This is a genomic window from Marinobacter sp. KMM 10035 (assembly GCF_046537445.1).
Lineage (GTDB): Bacteria > Pseudomonadota > Gammaproteobacteria > Pseudomonadales > Oleiphilaceae > Marinobacter > Marinobacter sediminicola.
This window is the reverse complement of sequence record NZ_JBBVMG010000001.1, coordinates 693,151-707,361: the sequence shown is the minus strand read 5'-3', so window position 1 is coordinate 707,361 and position 14,211 is coordinate 693,151. Positions and strand designations below refer to the sequence as shown.

Below are 14,211 nucleotides of genomic sequence, written 5' to 3'. Positions count from 1 at the left end.
AGAGCACCCGCTTAAGTTTTCGGCTTAGCTCTGGCTTTGGCGTTGCCCGGAACGTCCGCGCTGGCCTTGACCACCTTGACTGCGACCACCACTGCGCCCACCGGGCTGGTCACCAAAGCTGCGGGGCTTACCACCGGGCCGGCCATTTCCTGCGCCATTTCCACCACTGCGGTTGCGTGCGCGGCTTGGGTCTGCCTTTGCCTTGGGCTTCATAGCTACGTGGTTTTTTGGCTCAAAACCTTCCACTTCCTTGCGCGGCAACTGCTTCTTGATCAACTTCTCGATGCCAACCAGCATCTTGAGCTCATCCGCACTTACCAATGACAGTGCATGCCCACTTTCACCCGCACGACCGGTGCGGCCGATACGGTGAACATAATCTTCTGGCACGTTGGGCAGCTCAAAGTTCACCACTTGCGGCAGCTGCTTGATATCCAGACCGCGGGCTGCGATGTCGGTTGCTACCAACACACGCACTTCCCCTGCTTTAAAATCAGCCAACGCACGGGTACGAGCACCCTGAGACTTGTTGCCATGGATAGCGGCTGCCGTAATACCGTCATTTTCCAGTTTCTGGGTCAAACGGTTTGCACCGTGCTTGGTGCGGGTAAACACCAGCACCTGCTCCCAGCTGTTATCACGCACCAGCTTGCTCAGCAGCGCGGTTTTCTGGCTCTGGTCAACGGTGTAAACCGATTGTTTTACTGACTCAGCGGTGGTGTTTCTGACCGCCACATCAATCTGAACCGGGTTGTTCAGAAGGCCTTGAGCCAGAGCGCGAATTTCACCAGAGAAGGTCGCTGAAAACAGCAGGTTCTGACGCTTGGCTGGCAACAGCGCAAGGATCTTTTTGATGTCACGAATAAAGCCCATATCCAACATACGGTCGGCTTCATCCAGCACCAGGATTTCCACTTCGTTGAATTTCACAGCGTTCTGCTGATACAAATCCATCAAGCGGCCAGGTGTGGCAACCAGTACATCCAGACCTTTACGCAGCTTCATCATCTGCGGGTTGATTTTTACACCACCGAAAACCACTGCGGCTTTGGTAGGAACATATTTGCTGTAAAGGTTTACGCTATCGTGAACCTGTGCGGCCAGTTCCCGTGTGGGGGCCAAAATAAGTACACGGGGACCTTTGCCCGTGCGAGGCTTCTCAGCCAGGCGCTGCAGCAATGGCAGTGTGAAACCGGCGGTTTTCCCGGTGCCCGTTTGAGCTGCAGCCATAACATCCTTACCTGAAAGTACGGCAGGAATGGCCTGAAGCTGAATGGGTGAAGGGGTATCGTAACCTTGATCGGCGGTTGCACGGACAAGCTGCTCGGACAAACCGAGTGAAGAAAAACTCATATATGATTAACTCTTGATTGTTCTGCCTCCACGAACACCGTTCTCGGCGAATGCGGGCAGATGCCATGAAGATTCATGGAATAAAAGACGACTACAGTCACGCGCCGGTAATCGGGGTGACGTCCTCTGACAGGTCGTATGGAGGTTCGCAACGCGGCTTAAAGCCGGAAACTGCAGAATCCTTAGAGGCAGGATGCGTGCACAGTAACAGAGGCAACAAGAATTAGCCATAAGGAATTGGAACCGGTGAACGGGGTATTACCGTCGATTTTAATCAGGCCCCAAACAGCGCAGAGCGCAAAGGCTGCAAAAAACCACGGAGATTTCGTTCACTGGCATGGGTTTTCTTGCCATCGAACTCTATGTAGCCATCCTCGATGGGGTCAAACCGCAGCACTTTTACATCCGCCTGATAATCCTGTGAGGCTCGCCATGGGCCATGCGTGCCTTGCCGCGGGAGGCGGTCCGCAGCACGCTTGACGTAACCGGAATCCAGGGCGCCCATTACGGTATCCTCGCCCAGACTGTTTTCATTATCTCTGGCGACCGCCACGCGCAACCTCCGTTGATCCATGTGATTGATCAGGCGGCACAGATATTCACTGGCAATATCGGCCTTCAGGGTCCAGGAGATATTGGTGTAACCAAAGATCATGCCCGCATTGGGTACGCCTTCAACCATCACATTCTTGTAAACCACCTTGTTTTTCAGAGCCACTTCCTGGCCGTCTACCTTCGGCTTGATACCCCCAAGCATCTGAATATCCAGGCCAGTGGCGGGAACAATAATGTCTGCATCCAGATGTTCACCGGATTTCAGGCGAATACCGGTTTCTGTGAAGCGCTCAATATGATCGGTTGCCATGGATGCCTTGCCCGCCTTCAAGGCGCGGAAAAGGTCACCGTCTTTCACCACACACAGGCGCTGATCCCAGGGGTTGTAGCTCGGGGTAAAGTGGCGCATGTCGGTTTGGTCGCCCACCTGATGCTTGATAATGCCCAGAAACAGGCGGCGCATGAGCTTGGGGTTCTTGCGGGAACGCTGGTACAGAAACCGGGACACCGTAATATTGCGCGCCCGGGTCAGCCGGTATGCGGCCTTGGCAGGTAGCACTTTCTGAATGCCCATAGTCACCTTATCCGTCGACGGCAGGGGCATCAGGTACGTGGGCGAGCGCTGCAGCATGATTACATGCCCGGCTTTCTCCGCCAGCGTGGGAACCAGTGTGACCGCCGTGGCACCACTGCCGATCACCACAATTTTCTTGCCGGTGTAATCAAAGCCTTCTGGCCAGTGCTGCGGATGGACAACCTGGCCTTTGAAATCCGCTTCGCCGGGGAAATCAGGCTTATAGCCCTGATCGTAGTTGTAGTAGCCAGTGCAACCAATCAGAAAACTGGCCGTATAGGTTTCGCTTTTACCCGTAGCCTCATTCGCCGCAGTCAGCTTCCAGCATTTTTCTGCACTGGACCAATCTGCGGTTTTTACAGCAAGACCGTAGCGAATATGCGGCTCAACGTTGTGTTCTTTTGCGGTTTCGCTGACATAGTTCTTGATGGAAGCGCCGTCTGCCAGCACTTTTCCGCCAGTCCAGGGGCGGAAATTATAACCAAAGGTAAACATGTCAGAATCGGAACGAATGCCCGGGTAGCGGAACAGATCCCAGGTGCCACCGAGTGATTGACGCCGCTCCAGAATAGCGAACGACTTGCCCGGACACTCACGCTGGAGATGGCAGGCCATACCGATCCCCGACACCCCGGCACCGATGATCAACACATCAAAATGCTGCTCGCTCATATCCGACCTCTCAAAGTCATTGTCGTTCTTCTGGTATCTATGAGAGTTACGATAGCGCAGCCGGGTATGCGGGGTGGTTAGCCAGCGGGGTCTAAAACTACTGATTTTGGGCCAGTTTGCGAATACTGGCCGCGGAATGCTCAGCCCAAACGCTGTATGCGTCCAAGCCGGGATGAAAGCCATCCGAGGCCATATAGCCATGCTCCAGAGGAAAGGACACACACAGATATTCAAGGCGCCCTTTCTCGAAAGAGCCGGTATCGCACAGGCCTTTCATCAATGTGTTCAACTGTTTGGCCCGCAGGCCCAGGTACCAGCGCAAAGGCTGTGGCAAGGCGGGAAAGAGATGCATGGGCGGGATGGCGGTGAACAGTACGAGTGTTGCCCCCGTGTCGTTGATCAACCGGTCCGACAACTCATTCAATGCCGACACCCACTGCCCGTTGCGGGTGCGGCCCGTCACATCGTTTACGCCAACAGACACGAGGACAACATCGTACTGGGCTTTCGGTGCTGCTTTGAGTGCCTCGAGAACACCGGCTACCGTGCGTCCGGTTTCTGCCAATAACTTCCAGCTCACGCAGTGATCCCTGGCGAGTTCCCTGACCAACTGGCCCGCCAGTGCATTCTGTTGATGGCTCACACCTACGCCGGCGGCGGCAGAGTCACCAAGAATCAGCAGCCGCAGCTCCGGCCCGGAGCCCAGGGTACCGCAACGCTCACCCTCGGGTTCCGGCAAGCGCGGGGTAACCTTGCGCACATAGCTTCCCTGCCCGATAAGAACCGGAGCCAGTGCAAGCGTAGATAAGGGGTACAACATAAGTGCTTACGCTCGGTCAGTCATGGTGGCCAATCGGGCCTTCCGTAAACAGGAATTCCCGCAGGTGCTTGTCCATCACCGGATCTTTCCTGCGAATCCACTCAAGCACCATGGCTGCGTGCTCCTTTTCCTCGTCGCGGTTATGCTCAAGAATCGCTTTCAGCTCAGGGTCCTTGCAGGCATCCACTCGCTGGTTGTACCAATCTACCGCTTCAAACTCCTCCATCAAGGAGCTGACTGCGCGATGCATTTCGCGGGTTTCATCGGTCAGTTCGCCAACCGGTTCATGATAACTGTCGTTCGCCATATAGAAAGTCCTTTATCTGATTGTCAGTGAGGTGCTTTTTTACATGTTGGCACGCTTTGACAATAGACTAAAATATGCAATCCAAACACTCGGGGTTCGTTTGAGCCACCGCAACGCCTGTGGCACAGTCGAGTGATAAACCAATCTGGGTAGTGCGCCATGAAGACTGTTTTCTCACCCCTGCACAGCCTCCGCTCTGTCAAAACCGAGTTGGACGGTGGCATTCTGATTACGCCCCACGAAAAGCCATCACGGGCAGAGACCATTCTGGCCAGAGTGAAATCACAAACCCTGGGCGAGGTGATCGAGCCTGAGGATTTCGGCCTCGAACCCGTAAAGCGCGTGCACACAGCAGATTACGTGGCTTTTCTTGAGCGCTGCTGGGCCGACTGGGTGGCTGAGGGCAAACCAGGGGAAGCCATTCCTGCTGTGTGGTGTGGCCGCGGTATGCGCCCCCGCATGCCCAAAGACATAGACGGGCGCCTGGGTTACTTCAGCTTTGCCGCCGAGACCTCCATTTCGAACGGCACCTGGCAAGCAGCCTGCGCCTCTGCCAATGTCGCATTAACAGCCCAGAAGCTGGTAGCAAACGGCGAACGTGCCGCCTTTGCCCTGTGCCGCCCCCCAGGCCACCATGCCCACGCAGATCTATTCGGTGGCTACTGCTTTTTCAATAACGCCGCCATTGCAGCACAGGCATTTCGCGATCAAGGCTACGAGCGTGTTGCCATTCTCGATGTTGATTTTCACCACGGCAACGGCACCCAGGCCATTTTTTATGACCGCAGCGACGTACTGACCGTCAGCCTGCATGGCGATCCAGACCTGGTGTTCCCACACTTTCTGGGCTTTGAGGATGAAACCGGAGAGGCTGAAGGAGAAGGCTACAACCTCAACATTATTTATCCTCCCGGAACGCCCTACAGCGAGTGGAGCAAGGGGCTGGAAACCGCCTGCAAGCGCATTGCAGATTTCCAGCCAAGCGCTCTGATTATTGCGTTGGGTGTGGATACCTTCGAGGAAGATCCGATTTCGTTCTTTAAATTGAAATCAAATGACTACTTTTCTCTTGGCCAACGTATAGAACAACTCAAACTGCCCACCGTGTTCACTATGGAAGGTGGTTACGACGTGGATGCCATTGGCGTGAACGTGGTGAACGTGATGCAGGGCTTCGAAGGGCGAGCCATTTAACACAAGCCCACCGAGCTTTTTTTTAAAATTTACAGATACAACATTAAGGATTCCATGTGAATAACTTCAACTTTTACAACCCAACCCGTATCGCCTTTGGCGAAGGTAAAATTGCCGAGCTCGACAAACTGGTACCCAAAGACGCCAAGGTACTCGTTCTGTTTGGTGGCGAAAGTGCACGCCGCACAGGTACGCTGGATGAAGTTACCAAGGCACTCGGCGACCGGACGGTAACAGAGTTTGGCGGCATTGAGCCAAACCCGAGCTTCGAAACCTTGATGAACGCGGTTGTACAGGTACGCGAACAGAACATAGATTTTCTGCTCGCCGTAGGCGGTGGGTCGGTCATCGATGGCACCAAGTTTGTCGCGGCAGCCGCTGTTTTCGAAGGTGACGAGTGGGATATCCTGCTCAAAGGTGGCCGCAATATTAAGCGCGCCCTGCCCTTTGGTTCGGTACTGACTCTTCCTGCCACTGGCTCCGAGATGAACAAGGGCGGTGTTGTCACCCGCCGCTCCCTGAAAGCAAAACTACCGTTCCAGAGCGACCTTGTGTTCCCGCAGTTTTCAATCCTTGATCCCACGAAAACCTTCACCCTGCCTCTGCGTCAGGTGGGCAATGGCGTGGTCGATGCCTTCGTTCACGTGGTGGAGCAGTATCTAACCTACCCGGCCCAGGCGCCGGTACAGGATCGTTTTGCCGAAGGCTTGTTACTGACATTGACCGAAATCGGCGAGCAAGCTCTGGCTGAGCCCGAGAACTATCAGGTTAGAGCCAGCCTGATGTGGACCGCAACACTGGCCCTGAATGGTCTGATTGGCAGTGGCGTACCCCAGGATTGGGCCACACACATGTTGGGCCATGAACTGACTGCGCTGCACAACCTTGATCACGCCCAGACCCTGGCCATTGTATTGCCGTCCATGCTGCGTGAACGCAAGGCATCCAAGCTCGACAAGCTGGTTCAATACGGCGAACGGGTTTGGGGTATTCGTGAGGGAAGCGCTGAAGAGAAAGCCGAAGCCGCGATTGCCAAAACCCAGGACTTCTTTGAATCACTGGGCGTTAAAACCCGCCTTGGCGACTACGACCTTGGCGAAGAGCACATTGAACCGCTGATCAAGAGCCTGGAAAGCCATGGTATGACGGCGCTTGGTGAGCACGGTGATGTCACGCCCGACGTGTGCCGCCGGGTGCTTCACGCAAGCCTGTAAGCTAAGACCGTTTCCTTTTGCGGGGCCCTGAACTTCAGGTGCCCTTTTTTTTGATCATAAGGTCGGCAGACTCAGCCCTTGAAACCCTTGCCCACAACGTACACTTCCCGGGAACGGGCGCGGGAAGAATCCGGCTTACGCACCACCACCTTGTCAAAGACCTCTCGGGCCGCTTTCAGATACTCATCGTAGCCTTCGCCCTGAAACACCTTGGCCACAAAGCTGCCTTTGGGTTTCAACACCTGGCTGGCCATATCCAGTGCCAGCTCCACCAGGTACATGGAAGAGGCCTGATCAGACACAGTCACGCCACTAATGTTCGGAGCCATATCGGAAATCACCACATCGACCCGGCTGTCGCCGAGCGCTTCCATAATGGCCTCAAAGACCGAGTCTTCGGTGAAATCTCCCTGAACAAACTCCACACCGGCAATGTTATCCATCGGCAGAATATCCGAAGCTAAAACTCTGCCCTTGTGGCCCACCAGGTTGGCCGCCACTTGTGACCAGCCGCCCGGCGCAGAGCCCAGATCCATCACCACCATGTTGGGGTGAATCAGCTTGTCCTTCTTGTTGATTTCAAGAAGCTTGTAGCTTGCCCGTGAGCGATAGCCGTCTACCTGCGCCTGCTTCACGAAGGGATCGTTTACGTGCTCATCAAGCCAGCGGCCACTGCTTTTGGAACGTGCCATAAGAACTCATCAAAAAAAGGAAGTCGACCGCCCATTCTACGTGGCTGGCCCGCTGGCGGCAAAACCCTGACATCCGGGCCCGGCGCACGTACAATTACCGCAACACGTTCCGATCCCTTTATACCCGGCAAATGATCCGCCCACCGCGGCCTACCCGGGCAGGACAGACTATGATCCGCCTTACCGAACTGGCACTGCCATTGGACCATCCCGAAAGTGCCTTGCGGGCCGCCATCCTTGAACGGCTGGGCATCGGCGACGCCGATTTGGTGGACTTCACTGTATTCAAGCGCAGCTACGACGCACGCAAGAAGAATACCGAGATCAAATTCGTTTACATTATTGATCTGAGCGCGCGTAACGAAGACGCCATTCTGGCCAGCTTCGACAAAGACCAGCACGTGCGGCAAGCACCCGACACCGCCTATTATCCAGTCGCTCAGGCGCCCTCCGACCTGACCGAGCGCCCAATCGTGATAGGCTTGGGCCCATGCGGCCTGTTTGCCGCCCTGGTTCTGGCGCAGATGGGCTTCCGCCCCATTGTGCTAGAGCGCGGGCCAGACGTTCGCCGCCGCACCAAGGACACCTGGGCCCTCTGGCGGAATAAAACCCTGTCGCCAGAATCCAACGTGCAGTTTGGCGAAGGCGGCGCAGGGTTGTTCTCGGATGGCAAGCTCTACAGCCAGATCAAAGATCCCAAGTTCTACGGCCGCAAGGTAATGCATGAGTTTATCCGGGCCGGTGCACCGGAAGAAATACTCTATGTGAGCAAGCCCCATATCGGCACCTTCCGGCTGACCGGCGTAGTGGCCAAAATGCGTGAGGAAATCATCCGCCTTGGCGGCGAAATACGCTTTGAAAGCAAAGTCTCCGACCTGCTCATACAGAATGGCCGCGTTGAAGGTGTGGAACTGGCCAGCGGTGAACGGCTGAACAGCCGATACGTGATTATGGCCCTTGGTCACAGCGCCCGAGACACCTTCCGCATGCTCCAGCAGAACGATGTGTTTCTTGAAGCCAAACCCTTTGCCATTGGCTTTCGCATCGAGCATCCACAATCGCTTATTGATAATGCCCGCCTGGGCAAATACGCCGGTCATCCGGCCTTGGGCGCAGCAGACTACAAACTGGTGTACCACGCCAGCAACGGCCGCGCCGTGTACAGCTTCTGTATGTGCCCGGGCGGCACGGTGGTCGCGGCAACCTCGGAACCCGGGCGGGTCGTCACCAATGGCATGAGCCAGTATTCCCGTAACGAACGTAACGCCAATGCCGGTATAGTAGTGGCCGTGCACCCGGAAGAAGACTTCCCCGGCGGCCCGCTGGCCGGCGTGGAATTTCAGGAGAACCTTGAATCCAAGGCCTATACGCTCGGCGGCAGTGATTACTGCGCCCCCGCCCAGCTGGTGGGGGACTTCATCAAACGTACACCCTCTACCGAGCTGGGCGAGGTTGAGCCCTCCTACAAACCTGGCATCAAACTGGGCGATCTGGCGCCTTCCCTGCCCCCCTACGCCATCGAAGCCATCCGCGAGGCTCTGCCAAATTTTGGCAGGCAGATCCGGGGCTTTGACCGAAAAGATGCCGTTCTCACTGGCATAGAAACCCGCACTTCCTCACCGGTACGCATCACCCGGGATCGCACCAGCCTGCAGAGCCTGAACACTCGTGGCCTGTACCCGGCTGGCGAAGGAGCAGGCTATGCCGGCGGCATTCTTTCGGCCGGAGTGGACGGCATCAAGGTTGCCGAAGCGGTGGCACTGGCCATGCTGGACGATCTGGAAAGCAACGGCGGAGCCATATCGGGAACCCCATCGTGAAGCTGGACGACATTAAAAAACTGCACCAAAAAAAGTACCGTCAGGCGCTGGGTCATTATCTGGTGGAAGGCGAACATCTGGTGCTGGAACTGCAGAAGGCTGCCGCCAGTCAGCCCGCGCTGAGGGCATCAGAGCTGTATGTGACCGACGCGTATGAGCATTGGTCTGGCCCGTTTAAAACCCATCTAATCAACGACCGCCAGATGGCCCAACTTGCCGACACCCGCACGCCCCAGGGGATTTTGGCGGTCGTGCCCATGCCGGCTAACGCAGCTGAGCCCGCTCCGGAGCCTGGCGAACAAGCCATATACCTGCACGAAGTTCAGGACCCCGGCAATCTGGGCACAATCTTACGCACCCTGGCCTGGTTTGGCGGGTTTCGCTGCCTGCTCAGCCCCGGCAGTGTCGACCCCTACAACCCGAAAGTGGTGCGCGCCAGCATGGGTGCGATCTTCCACACAGCTCTGGAAACCGAGGTACCGCTGGCAAGCCTGTCCAGCCGCTATAGCTCTATCGCCTGCCTCGACCTGAACGGTGACGGGCTCACGGCAGAATCATTCCGCCAGCACGACTGCTACCTGTTCGGCAACGAAGCCCGGGGGGTGCCGCAGGAAGCCCTGGCACAGATGGCCGCAAAACCCTACACCATTGCGGGCAATGGCGAGATCGAATCCCTGAACCTGGCCTCTGCGGTCAACATGTGTGTCTATGAACTCAGGCGAGGCCAATAAGCCAAGAAAGGAGTGAATCATCGAAGGCTAGCGAATGATCCATTTGGGCACTCAGGGTGATGGATATCGTTATTGCGTGTAGCAAGCTAATCAGAGATGATCGGAGACCTGTTCCCCTAAATGGATAGACAACAACAATGGAACGCTACCTCCAGCCCACAGAGTATTTCGATTACAACCAGCCCGAACTGAAGGCCTGGATTGCCACCCAATTGGAAGGCGTACCTGACGGCAAGGTAGAGCAGGCGAAAGCCCTGTATCTCGCCGTTCGGGACAGCGTAAGCTACAACCCTTACGTTTTTCGCCCGGAACCCGAAACCTTCAGTGCCAGCCATGCTTTGAAAACAGCTGAAAGCTACTGCATTCCCAAAGCAGTATTGCTAGGCGCCGCTGCGCGATCCGTTGGTATACCAAGCCGCCTGGGCCTTGCCGATGTGCGTAATCACCTATCAAGCCCAAAACTCATTGAATGGCTGCGCTCGGATATTTTCCGCATGCACGGATTTATCGAGCTGTACCTCAACGGCAAATGGATAAAGGCCACCCCGGCTTTCGATAAACGCCTGTGCGAGCTGATGAAGGTTGAGCCTCTGGAATTTGATGGTGTTAACGACTCGATTTTCCAGGAATACACTGAAGCCGGCGAAGCCCACATGGAATACGTGAACGATCATGGCGTTTTCGACGATGTTCCCCACGAGTTCGTTCTGTCTGGAATAAAAGCCGCTTACGGGCACCTGTTTCCCGATGGAAAAGCGCCAGACGCCATCGAAGGCAGCCTGGTGCAGGATATTTCCGGCAACTGAAACGCAAAACGGCACTCGCCCACCAAGGCGAATGCCGTTTTCCAAGCTGTTCAGCCTATAGCCAGGGCATAGACCCCGGCTATAGCTCCCCTCTTATTCCACAGAGTTGCGGATCAGGAAATCAAAAGCACTCAGTGCTGCTTTTGAGCCTTCGCCCATGGATATCACAATCTGCTTGTAGGGCACTGTGGTGGCATCACCTGCCGCAAACACACCCGGAATTGAGGTTTCGTTGCGGTCGTTGATGATGATCTCACCGTGCTGGCTCAGCTCAATGTCGCCCTTCAACCATTCGGTGTTGGGTACCAAGCCGATCTGAACGAACACACCTTCAAGTGCTACATGGTGATTTTCACCTGTTTTGCGGTCTGTGTAGTTCAAGCCGCTTACCCTGCCATTTTCACCAACCACTTCAGTAGTCTGGCCAGAGGTAATGATGTCCACGTTCTTCAGGCTGCGCAGCTTCTTCTGCAACACTTCGTCTGCGCGCATTTCATCGCCAAACTCGATCAGTGTTACATGGCCAACAAGCCCTGCCAGGTCGATAGCGGCTTCTACGCCGGAGTTACCGCCGCCAATTACTGCAACATGCTTGCCCTTAAACAGCGGGCCATCACAGTGTGGGCAGTAGGCCACACCCTTGTTGCGGTATTCGTCCTCACCGGGAACGCCCAGCTGACGCCAGCGAGCGCCGGTAGAGAGCACCACTGTGCGGGCCTTGAGTGATGCGCCATTGGCCAGACGAACCTCGTGGGGCTCACCACGCTTGGCTGCCGGAATCAGCTTCTCAGCCACCTGCATGTTCATGATATCCACGTCGTACTCTTTCACGTGCTGCTCCATGGCCGCAACCAGCTTCGGGCCTTCGGTGTAAGGCACAGAAATCAGGTTTTCGATGCTCATGGTGTCTGCCACCTGGCCACCAAAGCGCTCCGCCGCGATGCCAGTGGAGATACCCTTACGAGCGGCGTAAATAGCAGCGGCTGAACCAGCGGGGCCACCACCAATCACCAGTACTTCAAAGGTGTCTTTCTCGTTGATCTTCTCAGCTTCACGCTCGTCCGATTTGGTATCCAGCTTTGCGACAATCTCTTCCAGGGTCATACGCCCCTGGCCCCATGGCTCACCGTTCAGGTAAACGCTGGGTACCGACATAACCTCACGCTTTTCCACTTCGTCCTGAAACAGGGCGCCGTCAATAGACGTGTGGCGAATATTCGGGTTGAGAACGCTCATCAGGTTCAGAGCCTGAACCACATCAGGACAGTTCTGGCACGACAGCGAGAAGTAGGTTTCAAACTCAAACTCGCCATCCAGCTGCTGAACCTGCTCAATCACATCCTGAGAAGCCTTGGATGGGTGGCCACCAACCTGTAACAAAGCCAGTACCAGCGAGGTAAACTCATGGCCCATGGGAATGCCCGCAAAGCGAACTCCCACGTCGGTGCCCACCCGGTTGATGGCAAAAGACGGACGTCGCACGTCGTTTGACTCTTCTGTGCGCAGGCTGATTTTCTCAGACATGGACGTGATTTCTTCCAGAAGTTCCCGCAATTCCTGGGATTTGGGGCCATCATCGTAAGCGGCCACCAGCTCAATCGGCTGCTGCAGCTTTTCCAGGTAGGCATTCAGTTGCTGCTTGATGTTTGCATCCAACATAATAGGAGTTCTCCTTTTGAAATCTTTAAGCTGATCCTTTGAATGCGGCATTCAAAGTGATCTTTGTTTGGGGTATGTATAAACAATACGGCTTGGCAATCGAATGCTCAAATCAATAGATACAAACTGATTGATAGCCGAATACTATTAGTAGGCACCTGCCAGGGTATTAAAAGGCGCCTGAAAACCTTTCTGCCAATGCGAATGGACAAATAGCGCATACCCATGAACGCCGTACCTCGGTACCATGGTCAGATAGATTTGGCGTTACCCATTGCACTCAGGACAAACAGCACATGTTTCCAGACCGTTTTCATTCAATTCAGGACGGACGTGTACATATCTCCGCATCTCAGGCCAGCCAGTTTGCTAAAGAGATAGCCGGAGATTTCAACCCGATCCATGATCCCGATGCTCGCCGGTTCTGTGTCCCCGGAGATCTGCTTTTTGCCGTCGTGGTTTCACGCTTCGGGCTTTCCCGGCATATGACGTTCCATTTCCGCGCCCTGCTGGGCGACGGTATACCACTGGAATTTCGGGAGGATGGAGATGACACCATCCTGGTATGCGATCAGGCCGGTAAGGTGTACATAGAGATAACTCGCAGTGGCGAGATTACCCATGATGAACAATTTGTTGAGGAGTTCATCCGTGGCTACGTGTCAGCCTCAGGTAAAAACTTCCCGCATACGCTCAAACCTTTGATGGAATCAGAGGGTGTGATGTTCAACCCCGACCGCCCCATGGTCATGTATGAGAGCATGAGCTTGACCCTGGAAAGCCTCGACGCTTCATCACCCGATCTCGAACTACACAATGCCGACCTGGTGGCGAATGGCAAGCGCGGGAATGTCACCCTGGAATACCGGCTGAACTCCAATGGCAAACCTGTGGGTGAAGTGTCCAAGCGCCTTTTATTGGGCGGGCTCAGGCCCTACTGCCCGGACGCCATGGCGGGTGTTATTGAAGAATTCTATCGGCTGAAAGCCCGCGGATCGCAATACGGCGTTATTACTGCAGAAAGCTGAATCAATTTCGTCAGCTGCAGATAAAGAAAACCCCGGTAGATCCGGGGTTTTCTTTTAGTTACAGGCCCTTATAGAGCCTGAACTGATCGCTTCCCGGTTAAAGGGCTGCTTAGATCTTACCAACCAGATCCAGTGAAGGAGACAGAGTAGCTTCGCCTTCCTTCCACTTGGCCGGGCAAACTTCGCCTGGGTTGTTGCGAACGTACTGAGCCGCTTTCACTTTGCGCATCAGGTCGTCTGCATCACGGCCAATACCTTCTGCAGTGATTTCCATCGCCTGAATGATTCCATCAGGATCGATCAGGAAGGTAGCGCGGTCTGCAAGGCCCTGACCTTCACGCATCACACCAAAGTTGTTGGTGATGCTGCCGTTCTGGTCGCCAACCATGAAGTAATTGATCTTGCCAATGGTCTCGGAGCTGTCGTGCCATGCTTTGTGGGTGAAGTGCGTGTCGGTGGACACGGAGAATACTTCAACGCCCATCTTCTGCAGTTCTTCGTAGTGGTCTGCCACGTCGCCCAGTTCAGTTGGGCAAACGAAGGTGAAGTCGGCTGGGTAGAAGAAAAAGATCGCCCACTTGCCTTTCACATCTGCTTCAGAAATTTCAACAAACTCGCCCTGTTTAAAGGCGGTTGCGTTAAACGGTTTAATTTCGCTGTTAATCACGCCCATGGAATTCTCTCCTTTGGTTCGTTTGTATGTTGATGAATCTACGGTATTAATACTAACCAACGTGGAAGCTTAAGTGAAATTGATTAAATTCAACCCATCGATAGCATTTACCT

General features: G+C 55.0%; 13 protein-coding genes. 6 read left to right on the top strand and 7 right to left on the bottom strand.

The window, feature by feature from the left end; translation table 11 throughout:
- Positions 1-24: 24 nt before the first annotated feature.
- The 4 genes from AADB16_RS03100 to AADB16_RS03085 all read right to left on the bottom strand — a co-directional run bounded on the left by AADB16_RS03100 (position 25) and on the right by AADB16_RS03085 (position 4,281).
- Positions 25-1,353 carry a DEAD/DEAH box helicase gene (locus tag AADB16_RS03100; protein WP_410801321.1) on the bottom strand — a complete coding sequence of 443 codons (1,329 nt, stop codon included), beginning with the start codon at positions 1,351-1,353 and terminating at the stop codon, positions 25-27.
- A 274-nt stretch (positions 1,354-1,627) separates the two neighbouring features.
- Complete coding sequence (locus AADB16_RS03095; protein WP_410801319.1) at positions 1,628-3,154, bottom strand: flavin-containing monooxygenase; 1,527 nt, start codon at positions 3,152-3,154, stop codon at positions 1,628-1,630.
- Positions 3,155-3,251: 97 nt separating this feature from the next.
- Positions 3,252-3,974 (bottom strand): SGNH/GDSL hydrolase family protein, encoded by a 723-nt coding sequence (locus AADB16_RS03090; RefSeq protein ID WP_410801317.1) that lies wholly within the window; start codon positions 3,972-3,974, stop codon positions 3,252-3,254.
- A gap of 16 nt (positions 3,975-3,990) precedes the next feature.
- Positions 3,991-4,281 (bottom strand): encapsulin-associated ferritin-like protein, encoded by a 291-nt coding sequence (locus tag AADB16_RS03085; RefSeq protein ID WP_144777435.1) that lies wholly within the window; start codon positions 4,279-4,281, stop codon positions 3,991-3,993.
- Positions 4,282-4,440: 159 nt separating this feature from the next.
- Between AADB16_RS03085 and AADB16_RS03080 the strand changes: the two genes are divergently transcribed.
- On the top strand, positions 4,441-5,475 hold the full coding sequence (locus tag AADB16_RS03080; RefSeq protein ID WP_410801315.1) for a histone deacetylase family protein: 1,035 nt from the start codon (positions 4,441-4,443) through the stop codon (positions 5,473-5,475).
- 56 nt (positions 5,476-5,531) lie between these two features.
- Positions 5,532-6,689, top strand: coding sequence for an iron-containing alcohol dehydrogenase (locus AADB16_RS03075; protein WP_410801313.1), 1,158 nt, complete (start codon positions 5,532-5,534; stop codon positions 6,687-6,689).
- 71 nt (positions 6,690-6,760) lie between these two features.
- Here the strand turns inward: AADB16_RS03075 and rlmE are convergent, their stop codons facing one another.
- A complete protein-coding gene (gene rlmE / locus AADB16_RS03070) occupies positions 6,761-7,381 on the bottom strand; it encodes a 23S rRNA (uridine(2552)-2'-O)-methyltransferase RlmE (RefSeq protein WP_410801311.1) in 621 nt (206 codons plus the stop codon).
- Positions 7,382-7,551: 170 nt separating this feature from the next.
- Here rlmE and AADB16_RS03065 point away from each other — a divergent pair, with 170 nt between their 5' ends.
- The 3 genes from AADB16_RS03065 (at position 7,552) to AADB16_RS03055 (ending at position 10,738) form a co-directional block, all read left to right on the top strand.
- A complete protein-coding gene (locus tag AADB16_RS03065; RefSeq protein WP_410801309.1) occupies positions 7,552-9,201 on the top strand; it encodes an NAD(P)/FAD-dependent oxidoreductase in 1,650 nt (549 codons plus the stop codon).
- Entirely contained in the window at positions 9,198-9,932 is a 735-nt protein-coding gene (locus AADB16_RS03060; RefSeq protein WP_410801307.1) for a TrmH family RNA methyltransferase, read from the top strand. Before AADB16_RS03065 ends, AADB16_RS03060 begins: the two co-directional genes overlap by 4 nt.
- A 137-nt stretch (positions 9,933-10,069) precedes the next feature.
- Positions 10,070-10,738, top strand: coding sequence for a transglutaminase-like domain-containing protein (locus tag AADB16_RS03055; RefSeq protein ID WP_410801305.1), 669 nt, complete (start codon positions 10,070-10,072; stop codon positions 10,736-10,738).
- A gap of 93 nt (positions 10,739-10,831) precedes the next feature.
- On the opposite strand, the gene ahpF is transcribed toward AADB16_RS03055, so the two are convergent.
- Complete coding sequence (gene ahpF, locus AADB16_RS03050) at positions 10,832-12,397, bottom strand: alkyl hydroperoxide reductase subunit F (RefSeq protein ID WP_410801304.1); 1,566 nt, start codon at positions 12,395-12,397, stop codon at positions 10,832-10,834.
- Between the two features lie 296 nt (positions 12,398-12,693).
- On the opposite strand from ahpF, the gene AADB16_RS03045 reads away from it, so the two are divergent.
- Positions 12,694-13,425: a DUF3581 domain-containing protein gene (locus tag AADB16_RS03045; protein ID WP_410801302.1), complete on the top strand. Its 732-nt coding sequence runs from the start codon at positions 12,694-12,696 to the stop codon at positions 13,423-13,425.
- 109 nt (positions 13,426-13,534) lie between these two features.
- Here AADB16_RS03045 and ahpC read toward each other — a convergent pair whose 3' ends face one another.
- A complete protein-coding gene (ahpC, locus tag AADB16_RS03040; RefSeq protein WP_298451808.1) occupies positions 13,535-14,098 on the bottom strand; it encodes an alkyl hydroperoxide reductase subunit C in 564 nt (187 codons plus the stop codon).
- Between the last annotated feature and the right edge of the window lie 113 nt (positions 14,099-14,211).

Excerpts from the sequence above, each read along its gene's own strand:
- AADB16_RS03100 (WP_410801321.1), bottom strand. The coding sequence starts at position 1,353 with ATGAGTTTTTCTTCACTCGGTTTGTCCGAGCAGCTTGTCCGTGCAACC.
- AADB16_RS03095 (WP_410801319.1), bottom strand. The coding sequence starts at position 3,154 with ATGAGCGAGCAGCATTTTGATGTGTTGATCATCGGTGCCGGGGTGTCG.
- AADB16_RS03090 (WP_410801317.1), bottom strand. The coding sequence starts at position 3,974 with ATGTTGTACCCCTTATCTACGCTTGCACTGGCTCCGGTTCTTATCGGG.
- AADB16_RS03085 (WP_144777435.1), bottom strand. The coding sequence starts at position 4,281 with ATGGCGAACGACAGTTATCATGAACCGGTTGGCGAACTGACCGATGAA.
- AADB16_RS03080 (WP_410801315.1), top strand. The coding sequence starts at position 4,441 with ATGAAGACTGTTTTCTCACCCCTGCACAGCCTCCGCTCTGTCAAAACC.
- rlmE (WP_410801311.1), bottom strand. The coding sequence starts at position 7,381 with ATGGCACGTTCCAAAAGCAGTGGCCGCTGGCTTGATGAGCACGTAAAC.
- AADB16_RS03065 (WP_410801309.1), top strand. The coding sequence starts at position 7,552 with ATGATCCGCCTTACCGAACTGGCACTGCCATTGGACCATCCCGAAAGT.
- AADB16_RS03055 (WP_410801305.1), top strand. The coding sequence starts at position 10,070 with ATGGAACGCTACCTCCAGCCCACAGAGTATTTCGATTACAACCAGCCC.
- ahpF (WP_410801304.1), bottom strand. The coding sequence starts at position 12,397 with ATGTTGGATGCAAACATCAAGCAGCAACTGAATGCCTACCTGGAAAAG.
- AADB16_RS03045 (WP_410801302.1), top strand. The coding sequence starts at position 12,694 with ATGTTTCCAGACCGTTTTCATTCAATTCAGGACGGACGTGTACATATC.
- ahpC (WP_298451808.1), bottom strand. The coding sequence starts at position 14,098 with ATGGGCGTGATTAACAGCGAAATTAAACCGTTTAACGCAACCGCCTTT.